Here is a 21400-nt window from a genome sequence, read left to right on the forward strand (position 1 = left end):
TAGAGGGGGTATTGTCGGAACTCATGAGCCGGCCGCCCCAGCCGCGCACCTCGCGAAAAATAGCGCTTCCCAAACGCGACCCCAGCAGCAACGGTCCAAGCGCCATCCGGGCCGAGATGGCGGGGTACTTGTTCCTCCGTGCGGCAAAAAGACAACATGTAGAAGGTGCTGACCTTGCCGATCTGGAAAATGGACAGAAAGCACTTGAACTGACCCGCGAAGCGTTAAATCACGGCCGTGGCAATGTCAAAAGCGACTCACCAGCGGCCATCGTCCGCATGGTTGCCGCTCGAACGCTCATGACCAGGAAAATACCCGCAGGACCGGCGTTCGAACAGCTATTCGGAGGCCGGACTGACGCAGTTGCCCAAACCGCAAAGGCAGCGGCAACTGCAATGTTCACGAAAGCGGGAAATTGCGGCGAACATTCCATAGTCGCTGCGGCGATGCTTGGCGCTGTCATGGAACCTGATCAGAGCGCTCAACTGGTGAGTGACCTCCATAAGGATCATGCGTGGACGGAACTCGCCCGTTATCCGGCGTCAGAGCAGCGACATCCTGATAATGTGGTGGTTGATCCGTGGGCGGATGGGCCGGCAATCTTCGCGGAAGACGGTAAGTACTCCAGTGAGTACGACCCTGTCGTGCTTGCGTCTTTTAGTTCACTCGAGGCGAAGGATATCTTGGCCGAGGCCCAAAAAGGCGTTGCGGCCCTGGCTGGGTTCACATCGCCTTCAGAAGCAGTCAATGAAACTTACGCACGGAATCTCAGGCCCAGTGCGCCAGAGTGGACTCCCGAGCCCGTGCTGGACCAATACTCAGCGAGTTACGACCTCTATCACCTGGAGAAGTCCAGAGATAAGGAGACGATCGGACTGCGCAAAGAGATCCTGGCTGCTGGCGTCGCGAGATCTTTGGGGGCGAACGTCGCCAACGCCGCGGCAATCGCGCCTGAGATCATCAAGGAGGCTTATACGCTGAGTGGCAAAAAAATCACCTAAAAAATCAGAGATGGGCCCGGAAACTCGGTCAGATTGGTCTTTACCGCTGGAGCAGTTCAATCACAAGCACACCCTAAAAAATCGTCTAGCTTTTTGGGTGCAGTTCATCGTCAGGTGGCCACGATACTCCCAGGCGCTTCAACGGAACTCAAGGTGAATTGTCTGGCCGCTTACGTTTGATCGGCACTGGCCACGATACTCTGCTTGAAATATCGCGAAGTCAGCGTGGCCGCGCCCATATCCGTTGCCGCTTCCAGCAAATGCGGCGCGAGCTCTTTCAGACGCGACTCCGGCAAGCGAGTACTCGGACCCGCGAGGCTCACGATGCCCACGACCTCATGAGTAACGGGATTGCGCACCGCCGCCGCAATCGACGTCATACCGGCCTCGTAGGTCTCGATAGCGACACCGTAGCCGCGCTGACGCGCGCCGTTCAGGTCCTTCAGGAATTGCTGGATCGTCTTCGGCGCACGCGGCGCGTTCCGCGCTTTCGCACCGAGCCCCCCCTGCCTCGACACCAGTTCGATCGCGCGCTCGTCCGGCAGCGTGGCAAGCCACGCCTGGCCGCTGGCCGTGCAATGCAGCGGCGGGTTGCTGCCCATGTCCGGGTCGTAGCGCAAGCCCGACTTCGCTCCCTGCGCCTTGCCGACGAAGGTAAGGTGATCGCCCTCCACCACGCCAAGCCGCGCCAGTTCGCCCGATGCCTCGGCCAGCCGGTCCAGTACCGGCTGCGAAATGTCGAACACCCCGCTCGTCGAGAGATAGATCAACGCCAGTGAAACGAGCTTCATGGCAAGCAGATACTCGCCATGCTCTTCGTCCTGGCGCACGAAGCCCTCGTCGATCAGCATCGAGAGGAGCCGGTGCGTGCCGCTGCGCGGAATGTTCAGCGTGTCCGCAATCGTGGCCAGCGGCATGCGGCCGCCATTCTTCGCCAACAGTTCGAGCACGGCCAGCGCACGCTCAAGATTCCCTGCCATTTAGCTTTCTCATCGTTATCGTAATAGCCAAATGAGAACACAATTCCACACTGGAATTCAAGCAGATTCGCATGAGCCTGCTTGCCGTCCATGCCCTGGATTCACGGTCGCAAACCACCCCTCGTGACGCGCACGCCCGAACAGCACCGCCGCGCCAATTTGTGGAATTAATTTTCTATATGGAATAGTATTCAACAAATACAGCTCGGCAAAAATTTGCGACTTGATCAACGACATGGAGACAGGACAATGCGGGTACTGATCACGGGCGGCAGCGGTTTTCTGGGGGCGTGGATCATGAAGCGGCTGCTGGCGCGCGGCATGGACTGCGTCGCGTTCGACCTGCGCGCGAACGCGCGGCTCATCGAGACGCTGTCGCCCGAGCGCGCGGCCTCGGTGCAGTGGCGCACCGGCGATATCGCCAGCGCGGACGACACCGCCCGTGCGCTCGAAGGCTGCGACGCGGTCATTCATCTCGCGGGCATCCTCACGCCCGATTGCGCGGTGAATCCCGTGCGCGGCGCACAGATCAACCTGCTCGGCACGCTGAACGTGTTCGATGCCGCACGCGCGGCGGGTATACGCCGCGTGCTCTACGCGAGCAGCGCGGGCGTGTTCGGCCCCGACGACGGCGCGACGCCGCTGCCGCAAACGCACTATGGCGCCTTCAAGCTCGCCTGCGAAGGCTCCGCCCGCGCGTACTGGCACGACCACGGCATCGCGAGCATCGGCTTCCGGCCGCTCGTGGTCTACGGCGCGGGGCGCGAATCGGGCTCGAGCGCGGGACCGAGCCTCGCCTGCCGCGCGGCCGCGCGCGGCGAACGCTATACGATTCCGTTCGGCGGCTCGACGGGCCTCATCTTCGCCGACGATGTCGCCGCGGCCTACGAAACAGCGCTGCTGCACGACTTCGAGGGCGCGCACGCGTTCACGCTGGCGGGCGAGATAACGCCGATCAGCACGCTGATCGACAGGATCACGGCGATCGTTCCGGGTGCGCAAATCGATGCGAGCGGGCCGCCGCTGCCGATCGCCAGTGCGTTTCCCCATGATCCCGCGCTCGCGCGCCTGCTGCCCGGCCTGCCGCAAACCTCGCTCGAAGACGGCCTGCGCGAGACCGTGGCGTTCTATCGCCACGGTCATCAGCCATCCTGAGTATTTATCGCCGCACGGCTTCAGCGAGATCGAGCGCAATGGGCGCGCGTGCCGCAGCCGCCTGGTGCACCGCCAGTGTCGCCGCGAGCGTGCGCGCGCCGTCGTCCACGGCACACACCGGCGCCTCCTCGCCTGCGATCACCGCGGCGAAGTGGCGCAATTGCTCGTGATACGGATCACCCGCATGCGGCGTGCTGCGCTCCACCGTCAACGGCTCGTGCCAGCCCTTGCCGCTGCGGTATTCCCACACGTCGAGCTGCGGCAGCGTGAGCGACGCGTCCGTGCCGATCAGGAAGTGCGTGTTCTCCTGCTGACGCGGGTAATGCGCGGCCTCACCCGCCACGAGGTCCCAGTTCCACGGCGCGGCCGCCGTGTCGGACACGACGAGCGTGCCAAGCGCGCCGCTCGCGAAACGCAGCAGCACGGCAGCCGTATCTTCCACCGCGAAACCGCGCACGCCGCTCGACGTCTGCGCCTGCACCTCGACGATCTCGCCGAACAGAAACCGCATGATGTCGATGTCGTGAATCAGGTTGATGAGCACGGGACCGCCGCCGGTCTCGCGGCGCCACTGCACGCCGAAGTAGCCGTCGGGCTTGTAGAAGGTGGCAAGCGCGTTGGCCGCCACCGGCTTGCCGAGCCGCCCCGACTGCACGATCTCGCGCGCGCGGCGCAGGATCGGATTGTGGCGGCGATGGTGGCCCACCAGCAACGGCACGTTCGCCTCGCGCGCGGCGCGGTCCAGCCGCAGTGCGTCCTCCACGCGATCGGCGACGGGCTTTTCGAGCAACGCCGGCACGCCGCGCGCGACGCACGCGAGACCGACATCCACATGCGTCGCGTTCGGCGTGGCGACGATAGCGCCTTCGGGGCGCACTTCGTCGAGCAGCGCCGCGTAGTCGGCAAACCAGCGCAGCCCTTCGGCACGCGCGAACTGCTCTGCGGCCGGCGATGGGTCCGCGATCGCCACCACTTGCGCATGCGGATGCAGCCGCGCGCGCTCTACATGCATCCGGCCGATCGCACCCGCGCCGATCACCGCCATACGTCTCCTTGCCATTGCGCATCTCTCCTTGCTTCGGTTGAACAGATCGGCACCGGAGCGCCGCTACGGGTGATTACCCCGATACCTTGAAATTCTCTTTAATTGTTGAATGCTATTCCACTTTGAATCAAGATTCACTTTGGCTTTTTTCGGGCACAACCGTTTTGCGCGATGTGCCGACCACAACGAAGCAGGCCCTTCAAACGGGGCAGGAGCGGAGACACATGACGGACAAGCACTCACAGGACACCCACCTTTCGGCCCCCGAAACGTCGACGGCAGAAACGCCGCCCGCCTCGGCGATCTCGCGGCGAGTGTGGCTCGCCACGGCCGGCAAGGCACTCGCGGGCGGTGCCGCGGTGCTCGCGGCGCCCGCCTTCGTGCGCGCGCAGGGCGAGCAGCCGCTCAAGCTCGGCCTGCTGATGGCCAAGCAGGGCGTGTGGACAGAACAGGGCGAAGTGATCGCCAACGGCGTAAAGCTCGCGCTCGACCAGGCCGGCAACCAGGCGCGCGGCCGCCGCGTCGACCTCGTCTGGTACGACGAACCGAATCCGCAGTCGGCGCAGCAGAACATGCAGAAGCTCGTCGAAGAGGACAAGGCGGTCGCCGTGATCGGCGGCACGAACAGCGGCACGTCGCTGGCCATGTCGTCGGTCGCAATGCGCACCAAAACGCCCTATATCGCGCCCAATGCCGCCGCGCGCGAGCTGACCGGCAGCAGTTGCAATCCGTACACCTTCCGCGTGCTGAGTCCGACGCCCGTGACCTGCCGCGCGCTCGCGCCGTCGCTGCTCGCGATCGGCAAGAAATGGCACTTCCTCGTGGCGAACTACGCGTATGGGCAGGACATCCAGCGCTCGATGTCGGACCTGCTCAAGCAGTCGGGCGGCACGATCGTGGGTGCGGACGTCACGCCGCTGAACACCACCGACTTCAGCGCGTTCATCCTCAAGATCCGCCAGTCGAAGCCCGATGTCGTGCTGCTCGGCCTGCCCGGCGGCGACCTCTCCACGTTCCTCAAGCAGTACGCCGAAATGGGCATGAAGAACCAGATTCCGGTGGCCTGTCCGATCATCGGCGACTCGGACCTATGGTCGATCAGCGTCGACGCCGCAACCGGCTACTACGGCAAGCCGTGGCACTTCAGCTCGCCCGACCACTCGCCCGAGGAAATCGCCTTCATCAAGCAGTACACCGCGAAGTACGGCAAGCCGCCCGCCGACAAGGCATGGATCGGCTGGTTCACCATGCGCTCGCTGCTCAAGGCCGTGAACGAGGCGAAGAGCACTTCGGGCCCGGACATCGTGCAGAGCCTCGAAACGGTGCAACTGGGCGACAGCATGGGCCCCGCGTATTTCCGTCCGTGGGATCATCAGCTTCTGCGGCGCTGGACCGTGTTCAAGGTGAAGGACCACATCACCGACAAGTGGGACTGGCTCAACCAGGTCTCGGTGGTGCCGAAGAACCCGGCCGACCTCGACCGGCTCTACGGCACCCGCCAGGAAATCGGCTGCACGATGGCTGCCCGCTGACGCCGCCCGCCAACGCCATTGCGCCGCAACGGCGGCGCTTCGGGGGCACGACCCATGCAAGCCGCGCGAGCGCCCTGAAGCAGCACGCGCTCGCGCACGCAAGACCGCCCGGCATCGTGCACGATGATGCCGGCACAACCCAGGAGATGAAATCAGCATGACTTCCCCCTCTTCCACTCCCGCCGAGGCTGTCGCGGCCACGCCGGTTTCGCTCGACGAAGGCCTGAGCGGCGCCACGCGCGTCTACTACATCGTCGGCGATCCGATCGCGCAGGTGCGTTCGCCCAAAGGCGTGACGGCAGCGATGCGCGAAGCGGGCCGCGACGCGCTCGTGGTGCCCGCGCACGTCGCGCCGGCCGATCTCGCCGCGTTCTTCGCGGGCGTGGCGTGCATGCGCAATGTCGACGGCGTCATCATCACCGTGCCGCACAAGTTCAGCGCGACGGAATTCTGCGCGAGCCTTTCTGAACAGGCGGCGTTCCTCGGCGCGGTGAACACCTTGCGCCGCACGCCCGACGGCGGCTGGCACGGCGACATGTTCGACGGCGCCGGCTTTGTCGCCGCACTCGCCGACGAAGGCTGCGACCTGCGCGGCAAGCACGCGCTGCTCGTGGGCGCGGGCGGCGCCGGCTCGGCCATCGCCCAGGCGCTCGTGAACGCGGGCGTCGGCTCGCTCGACGTGCGGGACAACGACAGCGTGCGCGCCGGCTCGCTCGTCGAGCGCCTCGCCACGCTCGGGCGCGGCGCGGTGCGCGTGGCCGCGAGCGAGGTCGCCGCCGAATCGTTCGACGTGGTCGTGAACGCATCGCCGATGGGCATGCGCCCCGACGACCCGCTGCCCATCGACGTCTCGCGCCTGCCGGCCAGCGCCTTCGTGGGCGACGTCGTCACGAAGCCGCCGCTCACGCCCTTCATCGCCGCGGCACGCGCGCGCGGCTGCAAGACCGTAACGGGCACGCAGATGTTCACGCGCGTGTGCGATCGCATGGTGGAATTTCTTCTGGATTCCCAGGCATGAATACGCACTCGCGAATCGCGGTCGTGACCGGGGGCGCGGGCGGCATCGGCCGGGCCATCGCGGCGCGTCTGCAACACGACGGCCACCGCGTCGCGCTCTGGGATCTCGACGGCGACGCGGCAAACGAGGCCGCCCGCGCGCTGCCGGAAAGCTCGGCGCTCGGCGTGCGCGTGGACGTGACCGACGAAGCATCCGTCGCGGCCGCCATGCATGCAACGCTCGCGCGCTTCGGCACCTTGCACGTGCTCGTGAACAGCGCGGGCGCGACCGGTCCGGTCGCGAACGTAACCGACTGCGACCTCGCGGCCTGGCAACGCTGCATCGACGTGAATCTGCGCAGCGTGTTCCTCTGCTCGCGCGCCGCCGTGCAGCCGATGCGCGAGGCCGGGTTCGGGCGCATCGTGAACCTCGCTTCGATTGCGGGCAAGGAGGGCAATCCACAGATGTCCGCCTACTCTGCCGCGAAAGCGGGCGTGATCGCCTTCACGAAATCGATGGGCAAGGAACTCGCGCTCACGCCTATCCGCGTGAACTGCGTCGCGCCCGCCCTGATCGAGACGCCGCTGCTTGCGCAGCTGACGCCCGAGGCCCTCGGCGCAAGCCTCGCGAAAATCCCCATGCAGCGTGCGGGCACCGCGCAGGAAGCGGCCAACCTCGTGGCCTGGCTCGCTTCCGATCAATGCTCGTTTTCGAGCGGCGCGACCTTCGACCTCTCCGGAGGCCGTGCCACGTACTGATTCGCTGCGCTGTCCTCTGCCGCCGCTTAATTTTGAATCTTGTTCCACTTTTTTATTTATTGGAATATGATTCCAAAATCAAGAACACCGTTTGCCACGCGCATTCAGCCATGCGCGCGCGGCGAACCGGAATGGAGGAGGCACGGAGATGGGTGCGGTCAGGCAACAGGGGCGGCAGGAGTGGCAAGGGTGGGATGAGGAAGTCGATCTGCTGGTATTCGGCGCGGGCGCGGCCGGCATGACGGCCGCGCTCGTGGCCGACCACGAGAAGCTGAAGGTTCTGCTGTGCGAGAAGACCGGCATGGTGGGCGGCATTACGTCCACCTCGGGCGGCACCACGTGGGTGCCCGGCACGAAGCTGAGCGTGGACGCGGGCGTGCCCGATAGTGTCGACGACGCGCGGCGCTTCCTGCAGTCGGTGGTCGGCGAACGCGGTGGCGACGAAGCACGCGAGGCCTTCCTGCAAAGCGGCCCGCAGGCCATCGAGGAGCTGACCCGGATCAGCGAGGTCAGGTTCGTCGCCGCCGCGGCTCACCCCGACTACGTGAACGGACCCGGCGCGGCCTATGGCGGCCGCGCGCTGGCCCCCGTGGCGTTCGACGCGCGCGTGCTCGGCAAAGCCTTCGCGCGCGTGCGGCCGCCGCGCAAGGAGTTCATGGGACTCGGCGGCATGATGGTCGCGCGCAACGATCTGAATGCGCTGCTCGCGCCGTTCGCCACGCTTGCCAACTTCAGGCGCACGCTCGCCGTCGTGGGGCGCTATGCGATGGACCGGCTGCGCTATCCGCGCGGCACGCAACTCGTCATGGGCAATGCGCTGGCCGCACGGCTCTATTACAGCCTGCTCAAGCGCCATGTCGAGGTCCGCTTCGACACGCCGCTCGTCGAACTCGTGCGCGAAGACGGCCGCGTAACCGGCGCAATCGTCGCGACGCCTGGTGGCGGCCGCCGGCGCATCGGCGCGCGCCGCGGCGTCGTGCTCGCAACGGGCGGCATCACGCGCCACCCGACGCTGCGCAATCAGCTTTTTCCGGCCGGCGCGCGCGGCCTTTCGCTGGCACCGCAAACCCATACCGGCGACGGTGTGGACCGCGCCCACCAGGTCGGCGCAAAGGTCGAGAACGGCGGCGACAGCCCCGGCCTCTGGATGCCCTGCTCGATCCAGCGCGCACGCAACGGCAGTGCGGGCGAAGACAGCGTCTGGCCGCATATCATCCTCGATCGCGCGAAGCCCGGACTCATTGCGGTGAATAGCCGGGGCGAGCGCTTCGTCAACGAATCGAACTCGTATCACGACTTCGTGATGGGCATGCTGCGCGACGCTCAAAACAGCAACGGCAACGGCGCGAGCGTGCCCGCGCATCTGATCGTCGATGCGGCATTTCTCCACGAGTATGGCCTCGGCCTGCTGATGCCCGGCCGCGGTGCGGGACGTATCGCCGAATTCGAACGCTCGGGATATCTGGTGAAAGGCAACACGCTCGACGAACTGGCCGCGAAGCTCCAGATCGATGCGGCGGGCCTCGCCTGCACGGTCGAAAGTTATAATCGCGACGCCGCCAATGGCAACGACCCCGCATTCGAGCGAGGCAGCAGTCCGATGAGCCGCTTCAACGGCGACGCACGCCAGCAGCCCAACCCGTGCATCCGGCCGATCGGTGCGGGACCGTATTACGCCGTAACCGTATGGCCCGCCGATCTCGCGTGCAGCGCGGGACTGAGCGGCAACGCGAACGGCGAAGTGATCGACGAGGCAGGCCACGTGATTCCAGGCCTTTTTGCCTGCGGCAACGACCTCTCGTCGATCTTTCGCGGTACGTACCCGGGCCCCGGCACGACGCTCGGCCCGGCCATCGTGTTGGGCTGGCGCATCGCAAAGTTCGTCGCGCACGGCGGTGCGGCGAACGAAACACCCGGCGCGCGCGAGGCTAAAGCGCGCGTCTGACACGGAGAAAACACTCATGCAACGCATCGTCAATCGCCATCAACTGAACATGCCCAAGCTGGGCCTCGGCACATGGCCCATGCTCGGCGACGAATGCACGCGCGCTGTCGTGCAGGCCCTGGAACTCGGCTATCGTCATATCGACACCGCCGCCGCGTACAACAACGAAGCGGCGGTTGGCGACGCCCTCGTGCAATCGACGGTGCCGCGCGAGCAGATTCACGTGACCAGCAAGGTATGGTGGGACCAGTTGAGCCCCGAACGCATGCGGGCCTCGTTCGACAATACGCTGCGCGCGCTGCGTTCCGATTACGTCGACCTGTTCCTGATTCATTGGCCGACGCAGGACTGGGACCTCGCGCGAACCCTCGAAACGCTCGTGTCGTTCAAGGAAGAGGGACGCGCGCGGGCGATCGGGGTGGCGAATTTTCCGCTCGCTCTGGTGCGCGAAGTCGTGGAAGTGATGCAGGTGCCGCTGGCGGCGATGCAGGTCGAGTATCACGTCGCGTTGAGCCAAGCCAAGCTGCTCGACTTTGCCCGCCAGCACGATATGGCGCTGATTGCCTATAGCCCGCTGGCCCGCAACAAGGTCTCCGAGATGCCGGAAATCCAGCAAATCGCCGCCAGGCACGGCGTGCAGCCCACTCAGGTCGCGCTGAAATGGCTCGTCGAGCAGGAGCAGGTCGCCGCCGTGCCGAAGGCGAGCGGCAAAGCTAATCAGCTCGCCAATCTGGCATCGCTCGATGTGCCGCTCGATGACGAAGATCGCGCGCTCATCGCGCAATTGCCGAAGAATATCCGCATTGTCAGCCCGGCCTTCGCGCCGGCTTGGGACGCAGAGTGAGAGCGTAGCGCGGGCACGATAACGGGAGCATGTAGAATCAGGCGCTCACCTCTGCCCCGCTCGTCGTGCGAAACGTGCGAAACCCAATCGGACCTTCATCGTGCCAACCGTGAAAACACAGAAAGCCCAGCAAACTCAGGCAACGCCAAGCGGGCAACGAAGTGTCAACGCGGTCGGATCGACGAGAAGCAAGCTCAGCCGCAAGGATGAGGCCGATGAGATGACTCGCCAGATCGATTTGTCGCGCTGCGTGCCGGCCGTGCTGACTGCCGCAGCCAACCGGGTATCGCACGGCGCATCGACTGCGTACAGAAAGCACGCCGGCATTGGCTTCGTCGACTGGCGGATCGTTTGCTTTCTCGCCGCGGAAGGCTGGTCGAGCGGAGCCGAACTGGCGCAGGGACTCGGCCTCGACAAAGCGGCAATCAGCCGTAGCCTGAGCGCGCTGGTGAAACAGGGGGTCGTCGAAACGCGTGCTTCCTATGGAAGACGTAGTGAATCGAATCTCACGCGCGCGGGCACATCGCTCAGAACCAGGGTACTGCGGCTCGCACTTGACCGGGAAGAAGCCATGCTGCGCGGATTGACCACGGACGATAAAGAAAGATTGATTTCCATGCTCAATCTTATCTCACGCAATCTGATTGAAATCGACGGTTCTCAATAGGATTCGTGGTTCCACCGATACCGGACAACCTGGATTTCACCAGGCCTTAGGCACCCTCGACAGCAATAAAATCGGCGATCGCATAACCTTCACGCAGCGCCCGAGCCTGAGCGTACTCCGCTGATTTGTAATACGCCTTTGCCTGCTCGAACGACTCGAACTCGATCACGACATTGCGCGATCGACCGCTGCCTTCAAGCACCTCGCATGGGCCGCCACGCACCAGCACGCGACCGCCATAGGCTTTGATAACGGGAGTCGCGAACGCGGCATACTTTGCGTATTCCTCTTCGTTCTGAACATCCACTCGCGCAATGATGTAACCCTTCGGCATATGACCTCTGCTCATCCCAATCTCTTCAGGTTCCCGGCACCGCTCTCACCCTCGGCGGCCTTTTCTTCACAGATCAAATAATATTTTCGTCTTTCCATCCAGCAGGCGTGCAAACGCGAGGTTTCTCTTCGCACGTCTCCGCGCCTGCTGCATAACCCAAGCAATCAATCCACCGGACCGCCATGTGCCGCCCAACCGCCGTCCACGCTTAACGTCACGCCCGTAATATAGGTGGCGGACGACGACGCCAGATAGGCGACCGCATCGGCAATCTCGGACGACTCGGCAAATCGTCCCATCGGCGTACGCTTTTCGATTCCTGCCGTATTCAGGCGACCGTCCGCCACCAGGGTACGCACGATCTCGGTCATCACGTAGCCGGGAGCCACGGCATTGACGCGAATGCCGCTGCGCCCCCACTCCACCGCCATCGAGCGCGTCATGGACGAAATCCCCGCCTTCGCCGCACCGTAAGCGTTGCGCCCAGGAATGCCGCCCAACCCGGCAATAGAACTGAGGTTGACGATGGCCCCGCCCCCTGCGCCGAGCATCACCCTGGCCACCTCGCGAGACATCATGAACGTACCGCGAAGGTGAATGGAAAGGACCCGGTCGAATCCGTCGACGGTCTGCTCAACGGTCGAACCGGGCTGCTCTCCGATGCCCGCATTGTTCACGAGCACGTCGATCCGGCCATATTTCCGCGCCACCTCGCGCACCAGGGAAACGACGTCGTCTTCACTCGCCACGTTGACCCTGGCCGCCGTGTGTGAATCTCCGCTTAACTCCCCGATCCGCGCAGCGGCAGCGGCTTCGTCCAGATCCGCGATAACGACGCTATACCCGAGTTGCGCGAACTTCTGGCTGATCCCCCAGCCGATCCCACTTGCGCCACCCGTGACGATCGCCACCATCCTGTTCTCGGGATTCGACAATCCGGTTTCCGTGCTCTGACTCATCACTACCATTTCTCCGCACAAGACTGTCCTTCAAACCACGAGGTCAGTCGATGATCGAAGTGTATTGAGTCTTATGTTGATATATCAACATGACGAAAACCCTGAGGCGATACCAGCCGTGTCCGAGATCACGCGCCGCCATCGCGCGAGACCTCGCACCGCACACCTGAGACGCCAATCAAGCGCGTGCGTCGATCACGCGTCGCGCCGCTTCCAGCGCCTGCGTCGCCCAGCCCAACGGCCCGAGCAGCGGTGCGCGCTGATCGTTCGGAATTTCGATGCTGACAGGCAGATCCCTCGGCAACGCATTCCAGAGCGCCACGAGATCGATGCCGCCTTCGCCGGGCAGCAGGCGTTCGCAACGCGCAGTGTGGATCAGCTCCGCATCCGTGCTCGGCGTCCCTCCCGGCGCGTCGCACATCTGCGCGTAGTGCAGCCATTTGCGCGGCAACGCGCGCACTTCGTCGAGCGTCGAATCGGAACGTGCGAAATGCAGCGCATCGACGAGCACGCCGGCGTTCGACGGCGTCCCCGCCTCCTCGACGAGCGCGACCGCATCACGCAGTCTCTTGACCGCGGTCCACGGCATGAACTCGATGTTGGCCGTCAGACCGAACGGCGCGGAAAGCTCGCACAAGGCGGCAAACGCCTGCGCGCGCCGCACGGGATCGCTGTCGTCGCATCCGACGAGCACAGCGCGCGCGCCGAGCTTTGCGCCGGTTTCGAAGAAGTGAAGATAATCGCGCGCATCGAAGCGCTCGCCGAGGCGGATAATTTCGAGATCGAACACGCGCACGCCGGTATCGGCCATGCGTGCGAGCGTGTCCTTCAGCATGGCCGCATCGGTCATCAACGAGTAGGCGGGCCCGCCGGGCGTGGCAGGCAGCAGGCGAAAGCTCACCTCGTCGTAACCCGCTTGCGCGGCAACCGATACGAGCTCGGGCGGCGTCAGCGACAACGCCGTCAGATGCGCGAGCGAAAACGCCGGCTTTTGAGCAACGGCCTCAGTCATGAACAATCTCCATCCGGTTAGGCGCGTGCGGCGAACTCCGCGCGCACGCGCGTGCATGAGGAATACGCGCTGGCCGCCTTACTTCAGCGGAGACACCGCGGTCGGCACGAACACCTGCGAACGCATCGACGTCGTCAACCAGTCGGGTCCGCCCTTCGGCGGCCAGATGCCCTGGCTGACCGAGTCGGCGCGCGCGGCGGCACGCTCGTCGAGGCTCGCATACGGCCAGATCTGCGTGAAGCGCGGCGTGCCATCGTAGGCAAACATCGCGGCCACGCAGGGCGAAACCTTCTGCCGCGCGGGCAGGTCGCGCTCCCAGGCGCTCAACGTCGGGCCGAGACCGCCCGTTTTGAACTCGTAGGTGCGGATTTCGTAGACCTTGCCGTGCTCGCCGGGCGTCGGCGCGGGCATCCATGCGAAGCCTTCATAGCTATGCATTTCGATCTTGACGAGCCATTCGCCGCAACCGAACGGATCGGCGCTGAGCAGCGTGCGCTTGCGCTCCGCGAGCATCTCCTCGGCCGTCTCGAAGCCGCGCAGCACGGCCATCTGATTGAGATCGCCGATATCCGAAAACCAGATGCCGTACAGCGTGCCGCGCGCCTGCGCATCGCGTGCGTAGGCATCGGCGGCGACGGACGCCTTGGCAACGGTGCCGAAGCGCAGTGTCATCGTGGTGAGTTCATAAAACATCTTTTTCTCCTGTCATTGCAGTACGGTTGGCGGATGCGGCCAGCGTCTTGCCGGCCGCGTCGTGTGCGGCGATATAGCCGAACGTCATCGCGGGACCGAGCGTGATCCCACCGCTCGGGTAACGCCCGCCCATCACGCTCGCCATATCGTTGCCGCACGCATAGAGGCCGCGCACGGGCTCGCCGTGCGCGTCGAGTACGTGCGCGTTCGCGTCCGTGCACAGGCCCGCAAACGTGCCGAGGCTGCCCGGCACGATTTGCACGGCATAGAACGGACCGTTTTCGAGCGGCGCCACGCAGGGATTCGGCGCGTGGTCGACATCGCCCTGCATGAGGTTGTACGGCGTCTCGCCACGCGCGAATTCGGGGTCCTGACCTTCGCGCGCGCTCGCGTTATACGTCGCGACGGTATGGTCGAGCGTCGCGGCATCGATGCCGCACGCTTCGGCGAGCGCCGCGATCGTTCTGCCACGCCGGAGGTATCCCGAACGCAGCCAGCGTCCGAGTGGAAACGGTGCGGGCTTGACGGCACCGAGTCCATACCGGCGGATAAAGCGGTGGTCGCACAACAGCCACGCGAACACGGGCTGCCCGGCAGGCACGGCGTCGAACAGCGCCTGCATGAAGTCGTAGTACGAATCGGCTTCGTCGACGAAACGCCTGCCCGCGCCCGTCACGGCGATCAGCCCGGGCTTGCCGCGCTCGATCAGATGAGGAAACGTGCCCGTGCTGCCGTCGGCGCGCTTGACGAGCGACACCGGCGCCCATGCGCCGGCCTCGGCAAACGAATCGTCGAGCATCCCACCGGCCGCTTCGGCAAGCCGCAGACCGTCGCCGGTATTGCCCGGCGACGCGGCCGACCAGTGCTCGCGCCCCGTCGGCGCATGCGCAAACAGCGCGCGCTTGCGTTGGACATCGTGCGGAAAGCCGCCGCACGCGAGCACGACGCCGCGGCGCGCCGTAATGTCGACTGCGCCTTGCGGCGTGTCGACATGCGCACCGCACACCACCCCATCGCGGACTATCAGGTGTTGGACCGAATGCGAAACATCGATCGATACGTTGTGATCGAAGGCCGATTTCGCGAGCCGCGCGACGAGCGCGTTGCCGTTCACGAGCTGCATGCTGCGCCCATGAAACAGCAGGTCCTTCAGATGAATCGCCACGCGCCGCGCCGCATAACGGAACGACGACCACGAGCGCGTCGCCTTCAGGAAGTGCCGCAGGTCCGCGCCCGCCGAGATGCCCATGCCCCACAACGACACGAGATCGAGCGGCGGCCTCAGGTCGCGAATCCGTGTGCCAAGCTCGCGGCCGTCGAACGGCGCGGCGCACACCGAGCGGCCGCCGGGCAACGCACCCGGCGAGCGGCCATGAAAGTCGGGAATGAGATTGCCGTCGATGAACTGCACGGCCGAATGGGCGCGATAAAACTCGATCATGCGCGGACCGTGTTCGAGGAACGCGTCGATGCGCGACTCGTCGTAGTACTCACCGAGTTCATGACGCAGATACGTGCGCGGCCCTTCTTCGTCTTCGCGAATGCCGGCGGCCAGCGCGAGCGGATTGCGCGGTATCCACATCCAGCCGCCCGACCATGCGGCCGTGCCGCCGAACACCGCTTCCTTTTCGAGCACGATCACGTCGAGCCCGAGAATGGCGGCCGTGACCGCGGCCGACAGCCCTCCGGCGCCGGCGCCGATCACGAGCAAATCACACGATCTCGCGGATTGCACCGGTCCCGCGTGGCCGTCCATGATCAGCCCTCCCCGACGAGAAAGTCGATCATCAGGCTCATCTCCGCGGTGAACATATCGACGCCGACGCTCGTCTTGCACCCGCGCGCGCGGGCCGCTTCGATCCACGGCGACACGAGCGGCGCCGTAATCACGCAGGCGGCAAACGCCTCGGGCGCGAGCTTCTCGACTTCGACGGGAAACGGGTCGCCGGGCCGCATGCCCATCGGCGTTGCGTTGACGACCATCCCGAAGCCCGTGGGGTCGGCGCTGCCAACGCTCACGCGCGCGTCGAAACGCGCCTTGAGCCGCGCGATCAACGTATCGCGGCGCGTCGCATCGGCATCGTGAATCGCGAGATGCGATGCACCGGCTTCGAGCAAGGCCAGCGCGATCGCACTGCCCGCGCCGCCGGCGCCGATCAGCAAGGTACGCTTGCCGTTCGGATCGCCGCCTTGCGACTTGATGCCGCCCAGCATGCCCAGGCCGTCGAGCATTTCGCCATGCCAGCCGCCATCGGCATTGCGGCGCAGAATGCTGACCGAGCCGAGAAAGTCCGCGCGATCGCTGGCCGTCGCGCAATGCGCGTACGTCGCGAACTTGTGCGGAATCGTGACGAGAATGCTGTCGCAGTTCTTCGCGAGCGACAGCCCGCGAATGAAGCCGTCGACATCGCGCGGGGGCACTTCGATCGGGATCACGACCGTGTCGTGCCCGCGTTCGTTGAGCATGCGCGTCACGTTGGCCGGCGATTTGACCTGCGCGATCGGATCGCCAATGATCGCGATCACGCGCGTGGCGCCGCTCAGGGTGGAATAGCTCATAGGGGTCCTAAAATCGGAAAGAATGAAAGTGGCTGCGGGTGCGCCTGCGTGGTTTACCCGACGGCTTCGGGCTCGCCCGTGACGCCGAGCAGACGCGCCTGCAGCGCGGCGTCGTTCGCCAGCGTGTGCGCGGGGCCCGCGAAGGCCATCTGTCCGTTGACCATCACGTACGCGCGATCGGCCATCGGCAGCACGCTCTCCGCGTGGTGCTCGACGATCACGAGGCTCGCGCGGCCGCGCAGCTTGACGACCGCGTCCATGATGTCCTTGACGACGGCCGGTGCGAGGCCTTCGAAGGGTTCGTCGAGCAGAATGATCCGGCTCGGCACCATCAGCGCGCGCGCAATCGCAACCATCTGACGCTCGCCGCCCGACAGCGCCTCGGCTTTCGACTTCTGCAGAACCCGCAGCTTCGGAAACAGTTCGTAGACTTCATCGAGGCTCGCGCCGCCCGCGCGTTGCGCGAGCACGAGGTTTTCGAGCACCGTGAGGTTCGGAAACAGCCGCCGCCCCTCGGGCACCATCGACAAGCCGAGCCGGTTGATTTCGTGCGGTCGCGCATGTGTGATGTCGCGGCCGTCGAACACGACGCGTCCCGCGCCGACCTGCGCGACGCCCATCATCGCGCGCAGCGTGGTGCTCTTGCCGACACCGTTGCGGCCGAGCAGCGCGACAACCTCGCCTTCGCGAATCTCCATGTCGAGGCGATCGAGCACCTGGCTGCCGTCATACCCGGCGCACAGCTTCTCGATCTTCAGGATCACACGGCCGTCGTGCTCGCGCGCCGCGAGCGCGGGAACCCCGGCCGGTGCAAGCGCTTCGGCGGCGTCCTCGTCCTTCGACTTGCCGAGATACGCGCTGATTACGTCGGGATGGCTCGCCACCTCGTGCGGCTTGCCGTCCGCGATCAGGCGCCCCTGGTGCAGCACCGTGAGCCGGTCGGACAACGCGATCACGCGATCGATATCGTGTTCGATCAGCAGGACCGCATGCGTCGACGCCAGACGCCGGATCAGCTTGCCGACGATCTCGCGATCGGCCTCGGCCAGCCCCGCGAGCGGCTCGTCGAGCAACAGCAGCTTGGCGTCGGTCGCCAGCGACACCGCGATTTCGAGCAGACGCTGTTCGCCATGCGAGAGATTCGCGCATTTCTGCTCGGCCCGGTCTTCGAGTCCCACGGCCTGCAACAGTGTCCAGGTCCGCGCGTTGATCGCGTCGATCCGGTATGCGTCGCGCCAGATCGAATGACGCAGCGGACTGCGCGCCTGCACCGCGACGCGCACGTTCTCGAACGCGGTCAGCTCGCGGAACACGCTGAGAATCTGGAACGAACGCGCAAGGCCGAGCCGCACGCGCTCGAACATCGGCAAGCGGCTCACGTCGCGCCCTTCGAACACGATCTCGCCCGTGTCGGGCCGCAACAACCCGCTGAGCATGTTGAAGAACGTCGTCTTGCCCGCCCCGTTCGGCCCGATGAAGCTGTGCAGCTGATACGGCATCACGTCGAGATCGATGCCCTTGGCCGTGACGATCGAGCCGAAGCGCTTGCCGAGGTTGCGCACCGAAAGAATCGGCTGGCCCGGATCGAGTTCGGCCTTCGCGCTCCTGAACGGCTCGATGACCGCGGGCCGCGCCGGGATCTGCGCACGCACGAGCGTCCAGCGCGGACGGCGCAGCAGCCGTTGCGCGATACCCTGGATGCCTTCGGGCGACGCCAGCGCCAGCACCACGATGATCGGCGCGAACAGCAGCCACCAGTTCTCGGTGATCGCACTGAGCTTGTCCTGCAGCAGCACGAAACCGATCGCGCCCCAGAGCGGCCCGAGGAACTGGTGCACGCCGCCGAGCACGACCATCAGCAGCGCATCGCCGGCATGCTGCCAGCTCAGGTTATTCGCATAGACGCCCTGCATCAGCAACGCGAGCAAACCGCCCGCATAGCCGACCACCGCCGCCGACATCGCGAAGGCCGCGAGCTTCACGCGATACGCGTTGTAGCCGAGGCTCGACACGCGCTGCTCGTTTTCGCGCAGCGCCTGCAAGACGCGGCCGAACGGCGAGTGCGCGAGACGCCAGAGAAAGCCCATCGCGAGCACGATCGTGACCACGCTGAACGCATGGAAGGTGGGCATCGAACCGAGCCACGGACGCGCAACGTCCTGAATGCCGTTTTCGCCGCCGGTGAAATCGGTCCATTTGAAGGCGATTTCGTAGGCGATCTGCGAGCACGCGAGCGTGAGCAGCGAGAAGTACAAACCGCGCCGCCGCAGAATCACGAGCCCGACGAGCGAGCCGAGCACGAGCGAAAACACAATCGCAAACGCAAGCGCCTCGATTTCGTTCGAGAACAGGCGGCCCATACCGATACCGACGGCGTAACTCGCGCAGCCGAAAAACACCGAGGCGCCGAACGGCACGAGACCCGTGTAGCCGACCAGCAGGCCGACGCCCGCCGCGTACAAGGTGTAGATCGCGATCTCGGTGATGCGCCCTAGCGGAATGCCGAGGCCGACCGCGCCGAACGACAGGGCCGCGAGCACCAGCGCGAGCCAGAGGATCGGATGGCGAAGCATGGAAGAAGATTGAGACTTCATTCGAAACGCTCCCAACGTTCGCCGAACAGCCCGCGCGGCCGCACCAGCAGGATCAGCGCCATGAGCACGTACATCGCCGCGCCGGAAGCTTCGGGCTTGAACTGCACCGTCAGCGACGTGACGATGCCGACCAGCAGCCCGGCGACGATCGCGCCCGCATACGAACCGAGTCCGCCGATCGTGACGATCACGAACGCGGGCATGATCGCGTCGGAAGCCATCGACGGCGTGACCGTCCAGAGCGGCGCCGCGAGCAGACCGGCGACTCCCGCGATGCAGCAGCCGAGTCCGAACACGCCGGTCAGCACGCGTGGCAGATTGATGCCGAGCATCCCGACCATTTCGGGGTCGCGGCTGCCCGCGCGCAGAATGCGGCCGAACGGTGTATAGACGAGCCCCGCCCACAGCAGCACGAGCAGCACCAGCGTTGCGGCCAGCACCGCGAGCCGATAGGTCGTGAGCAGCACCGGACCGAGCACGACGAAGCCGGACAGCAGCGGCGGTGCGCTGAACGGCTGGCCGCCAGCGCCCCAGAACTGACGGATCACGGCCTCGACGAACAGCGCGAGGCCGAACGTCACGATCAGGCCGATCAGCGGCTCCTTGCCATACAGCCGGCGAATCAGCGTGAACTCGACCACGACGCCGACGAGCCCGGCCAGCAGCGGCGCGAACACGACGGCGGGCCAGCCGAACTGCTGCTGCAACGTCACGGCGAAGTAGGCGCCGAGCGCGAAGAACGCGCCATGCGCGAAGTTCACGATGCCGAGCATGCCGAAGATGACCGACAGGCCGATCGCGATCAGCACGTAGAGGAAGCCGAGCACAAGCCCGTTCGCGACCTGGGACAGCAGGAGTTCAAGCATGCCGTGCTCCTTGAACGTGAATCGTGGCGTGGACCGTGGCGCGCATCAGAGCGCACCCATCTGGCAGCCGACGTCGGCCTTGTCGCCGTACAGCGCGTCGAGGCCCGCCGCGTTGTCGGGCAGCGTCTTGACGACGTCGAGGAAGTCGTAGTTGTCGGGGATCTTCGACTTGACCTTGGCGACGAGGATCGGCACCAGCATCTGGTGATCCCATGCACGGTAATACGCGGGCATCGGACGGTTGGGGTCGCGCCAGGCTTCGAGCGCCTTGACGATCGCGGCCGGCTCGACCGACTTCGCCTGATCGATCGATTGCAGCAGCGAACGCATGACGAACCAGCCGGTCCACGCGCGATCGGGCGCGGGATGCTTGTATTTCTTCTGATACGCGGCCGCGAAGGTCTTGTCTTCGGCGACGTTCGCGGGGTTGTTGAAGTACCAGTCCTTCGAGTAGTAGCCCGCTACCGCATTCGGACCGACGCCCCAGATATCGCTGTCGGCCGAGCCGATCTGCGCGATCGGAATCTGCCCTTTCATGCCCATCTCGTTCCACTGCTTGAGGAACGTCGAGACGTCGCTGCCCGCGAGGCCGCTGACGACGACATCGGGCTTGGCCTGGCGAATCTTCAGGATGTACGAGGTGTAGTCGGGCGTGTTCAGCGGCGCGGCATCGGCGCCGGCCACCGTGCCGCCCGAGGCGAGGAGCTGCTTCTGGAATTGCTCGCTGACGCCCTGGCCGAACGCATACGACGCGGTCAGGAAGTACCAGCGCTTGCCGAGCGTCAGCAGTTGCTGCGACATCGCGCGAACCTGCGGCTTGACCGGCAGATGCGCGCGGAACGTATAGCGGTTGCAGGCCTTGCCCGTGAGTTCGTCGGCCGCCGCGTTCGGCGCGATGAACGGAATCTTCGCGCGATTCGCGAGCGCGCTGAGTGCGAGCGCATTGGCGCTCGTGCCGCCGCCGACGATGGCGACCACCTTGTCTTCGTCGATGAGCTTCTGCATGTTCTGCTGCGCCGCCTGCGGGCTCGGCTCGTCGAGCCAGATCAGCTGCACCGGACGGCCGAGCACCTTGCCGCCGTCTTCCTCGAGCGCCATGTTCGCGCCCTGCATCAGGTACTCCGAGTGGATCGCGACGGCGCCCTGCTTGGCGAGCACCATGCCGATCCTGATCGGCTCGTCGGCCCGCGCCGGCGCGGGCACGGCCGCGCCCGCGAGCAGGCACGCGAGCGCCGCGAGGGAGGTCGTTTTTTCAGTCCAGCGCAAAACCGCTGCCGACGCGGCCGGGCTCTTCGAATGACGCATGCGTTATCTCCATGATTTGATTTGTATTGGGGCGGCATGAGGGCAAGGGTCTCGCCGCTTTTTTGAACTATATTCCATATTTACGAATTTTGGAAATTATTTCCAATAGACGACACTGGACGCGCCAGGTACCATCCAGGCTGGCAACCAGGTT

At 65.2% G+C, this 21400-nt stretch carries 19 protein-coding genes; 8 read left to right on the top strand and 11 right to left on the bottom strand.

All coding sequences use genetic code 11. The annotated features are described in order from the left end of the window. Positions 1-23 precede the first annotated feature (23 nt). Complete coding sequence (locus tag G3N58_RS03960) at positions 24-1001, top strand: hypothetical protein (RefSeq protein ID WP_167283308.1); 978 nt, start codon at positions 24-26, stop codon at positions 999-1001. A gap of 170 nt (positions 1002-1171) precedes the next feature. Here G3N58_RS03960 and G3N58_RS03965 read toward each other — a convergent pair whose 3' ends face one another. Continuing rightward, positions 1172-1981 carry an IclR family transcriptional regulator gene (locus G3N58_RS03965; protein ID WP_167283307.1) on the bottom strand — a complete coding sequence of 270 codons (810 nt, stop codon included), beginning with the start codon at positions 1979-1981 and terminating at the stop codon, positions 1172-1174. A 249-nt stretch (positions 1982-2230) separates the two neighbouring features. Between G3N58_RS03965 and G3N58_RS03970 the strand changes: the two genes are divergently transcribed. Beyond that, on the top strand, positions 2231-3136 hold the full coding sequence (locus G3N58_RS03970; RefSeq protein ID WP_167283306.1) for an NAD(P)-dependent oxidoreductase: 906 nt from the start codon (positions 2231-2233) through the stop codon (positions 3134-3136). A gap of 4 nt (positions 3137-3140) precedes the next feature. Here the strand turns inward: G3N58_RS03970 and G3N58_RS03975 are convergent, their stop codons facing one another. Beyond that, on the bottom strand, positions 3141-4196 hold the full coding sequence (locus tag G3N58_RS03975; protein ID WP_167283305.1) for a Gfo/Idh/MocA family oxidoreductase: 1056 nt from the start codon (positions 4194-4196) through the stop codon (positions 3141-3143). A gap of 209 nt (positions 4197-4405) precedes the next feature. On the opposite strand from G3N58_RS03975, the gene G3N58_RS03980 reads away from it, so the two are divergent. The 6 genes from G3N58_RS03980 to G3N58_RS04005 all read left to right on the top strand — a co-directional run bounded on the left by G3N58_RS03980 (position 4406) and on the right by G3N58_RS04005 (position 10924). Next, positions 4406-5713, top strand: coding sequence for an ABC transporter substrate-binding protein (locus G3N58_RS03980; RefSeq protein WP_167283304.1), 1308 nt, complete (start codon positions 4406-4408; stop codon positions 5711-5713). 157 nt (positions 5714-5870) lie between these two features. Next, positions 5871-6731 (top strand): ThiF family adenylyltransferase, encoded by an 861-nt coding sequence (locus G3N58_RS03985; protein ID WP_167283303.1) that lies wholly within the window; start codon positions 5871-5873, stop codon positions 6729-6731. Next, complete coding sequence (locus G3N58_RS03990) at positions 6728-7468, top strand: SDR family NAD(P)-dependent oxidoreductase (protein ID WP_167044249.1); 741 nt, start codon at positions 6728-6730, stop codon at positions 7466-7468. The genes G3N58_RS03985 and G3N58_RS03990 overlap by 4 nt, the downstream gene beginning before the upstream one ends. A gap of 148 nt (positions 7469-7616) precedes the next feature. Further along, on the top strand, positions 7617-9413 hold the full coding sequence (locus G3N58_RS03995; protein WP_167283302.1) for an FAD-dependent oxidoreductase: 1797 nt from the start codon (positions 7617-7619) through the stop codon (positions 9411-9413). 16 nt (positions 9414-9429) lie between these two features. Further along, entirely contained in the window at positions 9430-10257 is an 828-nt protein-coding gene (locus tag G3N58_RS04000) for an aldo/keto reductase (RefSeq protein ID WP_167044255.1), read from the top strand. A 109-nt stretch (positions 10258-10366) separates the two neighbouring features. Further along, entirely contained in the window at positions 10367-10924 is a 558-nt protein-coding gene (locus G3N58_RS04005; protein WP_167044258.1) for a MarR family winged helix-turn-helix transcriptional regulator, read from the top strand. 46 nt (positions 10925-10970) lie between these two features. Here the strand turns inward: G3N58_RS04005 and G3N58_RS04010 are convergent, their stop codons facing one another. The 9 genes from G3N58_RS04010 to G3N58_RS04050 all read right to left on the bottom strand — a co-directional run bounded on the left by G3N58_RS04010 (position 10971) and on the right by G3N58_RS04050 (position 21246). Continuing rightward, on the bottom strand, positions 10971-11258 hold the full coding sequence (locus tag G3N58_RS04010; RefSeq protein ID WP_167044261.1) for a DUF1330 domain-containing protein: 288 nt from the start codon (positions 11256-11258) through the stop codon (positions 10971-10973). Positions 11259-11422: 164 nt separating this feature from the next. Then, positions 11423-12217: a glucose 1-dehydrogenase gene (locus G3N58_RS04015; RefSeq protein WP_240159073.1), complete on the bottom strand. Its 795-nt coding sequence runs from the start codon at positions 12215-12217 to the stop codon at positions 11423-11425. 178 nt (positions 12218-12395) lie between these two features. Further along, a complete protein-coding gene (locus G3N58_RS04020) occupies positions 12396-13229 on the bottom strand; it encodes a sugar phosphate isomerase/epimerase (RefSeq protein ID WP_167044264.1) in 834 nt (277 codons plus the stop codon). Positions 13230-13307: 78 nt separating this feature from the next. Next, entirely contained in the window at positions 13308-13922 is a 615-nt protein-coding gene (locus G3N58_RS04025; RefSeq protein ID WP_167044268.1) for an NIPSNAP family protein, read from the bottom strand. Next, the gene (locus G3N58_RS04030; RefSeq protein WP_167044271.1) at positions 13912-15678 is read right to left on the bottom strand and encodes an FAD-dependent oxidoreductase; all 1767 of its coding nucleotides are present in this window, start codon (positions 15676-15678) and stop codon (positions 13912-13914) included. Before G3N58_RS04030 ends, G3N58_RS04025 begins: the two co-directional genes overlap by 11 nt. A gap of 2 nt (positions 15679-15680) precedes the next feature. Further along, complete coding sequence (locus tag G3N58_RS04035) at positions 15681-16481, bottom strand: shikimate dehydrogenase (RefSeq protein WP_167044274.1); 801 nt, start codon at positions 16479-16481, stop codon at positions 15681-15683. Between the two features lie 53 nt (positions 16482-16534). Beyond that, positions 16535-19075, bottom strand: coding sequence for a branched-chain amino acid ABC transporter ATP-binding protein/permease (locus G3N58_RS04040; protein WP_241016973.1), 2541 nt, complete (start codon positions 19073-19075; stop codon positions 16535-16537). Further along, positions 19072-19941 carry a branched-chain amino acid ABC transporter permease gene (locus G3N58_RS04045; RefSeq protein WP_167044277.1) on the bottom strand — a complete coding sequence of 290 codons (870 nt, stop codon included), beginning with the start codon at positions 19939-19941 and terminating at the stop codon, positions 19072-19074. Before G3N58_RS04045 ends, G3N58_RS04040 begins: the two co-directional genes overlap by 4 nt. Positions 19942-19986: 45 nt before the next feature. Then, positions 19987-21246: an ABC transporter substrate-binding protein gene (locus tag G3N58_RS04050; RefSeq protein WP_205998510.1), complete on the bottom strand. Its 1260-nt coding sequence runs from the start codon at positions 21244-21246 to the stop codon at positions 19987-19989. Positions 21247-21400: the final 154 nt, after the last annotated feature.

This window comes from Paraburkholderia sp. Ac-20342 (genome assembly GCF_017104985.1).
Classification (GTDB): domain Bacteria; phylum Pseudomonadota; class Gammaproteobacteria; order Burkholderiales; family Burkholderiaceae; genus Paraburkholderia.

What these genes read in the sequence shown, in the direction of transcription:
- G3N58_RS03960 (WP_167283308.1), top strand. Translation starts at nt 24, where the DNA reads ATGAGCCGGCCGCCCCAGCCGCGCACCTCGCGAAAAATAGCGCTTCCC.
- G3N58_RS03965 (WP_167283307.1), bottom strand. Translation starts at nt 1,981, where the DNA reads ATGGCAGGGAATCTTGAGCGTGCGCTGGCCGTGCTCGAACTGTTGGCG.
- G3N58_RS03970 (WP_167283306.1), top strand. Translation starts at nt 2,231, where the DNA reads ATGCGGGTACTGATCACGGGCGGCAGCGGTTTTCTGGGGGCGTGGATC.
- G3N58_RS03975 (WP_167283305.1), bottom strand. Translation starts at nt 4,196, where the DNA reads ATGGCAAGGAGACGTATGGCGGTGATCGGCGCGGGTGCGATCGGCCGG.
- G3N58_RS03980 (WP_167283304.1), top strand. Translation starts at nt 4,406, where the DNA reads ATGACGGACAAGCACTCACAGGACACCCACCTTTCGGCCCCCGAAACG.
- G3N58_RS03985 (WP_167283303.1), top strand. Translation starts at nt 5,871, where the DNA reads ATGACTTCCCCCTCTTCCACTCCCGCCGAGGCTGTCGCGGCCACGCCG.
- G3N58_RS03990 (WP_167044249.1), top strand. Translation starts at nt 6,728, where the DNA reads ATGAATACGCACTCGCGAATCGCGGTCGTGACCGGGGGCGCGGGCGGC.
- G3N58_RS03995 (WP_167283302.1), top strand. Translation starts at nt 7,617, where the DNA reads ATGGGTGCGGTCAGGCAACAGGGGCGGCAGGAGTGGCAAGGGTGGGAT.
- G3N58_RS04000 (WP_167044255.1), top strand. Translation starts at nt 9,430, where the DNA reads ATGCAACGCATCGTCAATCGCCATCAACTGAACATGCCCAAGCTGGGC.
- G3N58_RS04010 (WP_167044261.1), bottom strand. Translation starts at nt 11,258, where the DNA reads ATGCCGAAGGGTTACATCATTGCGCGAGTGGATGTTCAGAACGAAGAG.
- G3N58_RS04015 (WP_240159073.1), bottom strand. Translation starts at nt 12,217, where the DNA reads ATGAGTCAGAGCACGGAAACCGGATTGTCGAATCCCGAGAACAGGATG.
- G3N58_RS04020 (WP_167044264.1), bottom strand. Translation starts at nt 13,229, where the DNA reads ATGACTGAGGCCGTTGCTCAAAAGCCGGCGTTTTCGCTCGCGCATCTG.
- G3N58_RS04025 (WP_167044268.1), bottom strand. Translation starts at nt 13,922, where the DNA reads ATGTTTTATGAACTCACCACGATGACACTGCGCTTCGGCACCGTTGCC.
- G3N58_RS04030 (WP_167044271.1), bottom strand. Translation starts at nt 15,678, where the DNA reads ATGGACGGCCACGCGGGACCGGTGCAATCCGCGAGATCGTGTGATTTG.
- G3N58_RS04035 (WP_167044274.1), bottom strand. Translation starts at nt 16,481, where the DNA reads ATGAGCTATTCCACCCTGAGCGGCGCCACGCGCGTGATCGCGATCATT.
- G3N58_RS04040 (WP_241016973.1), bottom strand. Translation starts at nt 19,075, where the DNA reads ATGAAGTCTCAATCTTCTTCCATGCTTCGCCATCCGATCCTCTGGCTC.
- G3N58_RS04045 (WP_167044277.1), bottom strand. Translation starts at nt 19,941, where the DNA reads ATGCTTGAACTCCTGCTGTCCCAGGTCGCGAACGGGCTTGTGCTCGGC.
- G3N58_RS04050 (WP_205998510.1), bottom strand. Translation starts at nt 21,246, where the DNA reads ATGCGTCATTCGAAGAGCCCGGCCGCGTCGGCAGCGGTTTTGCGCTGG.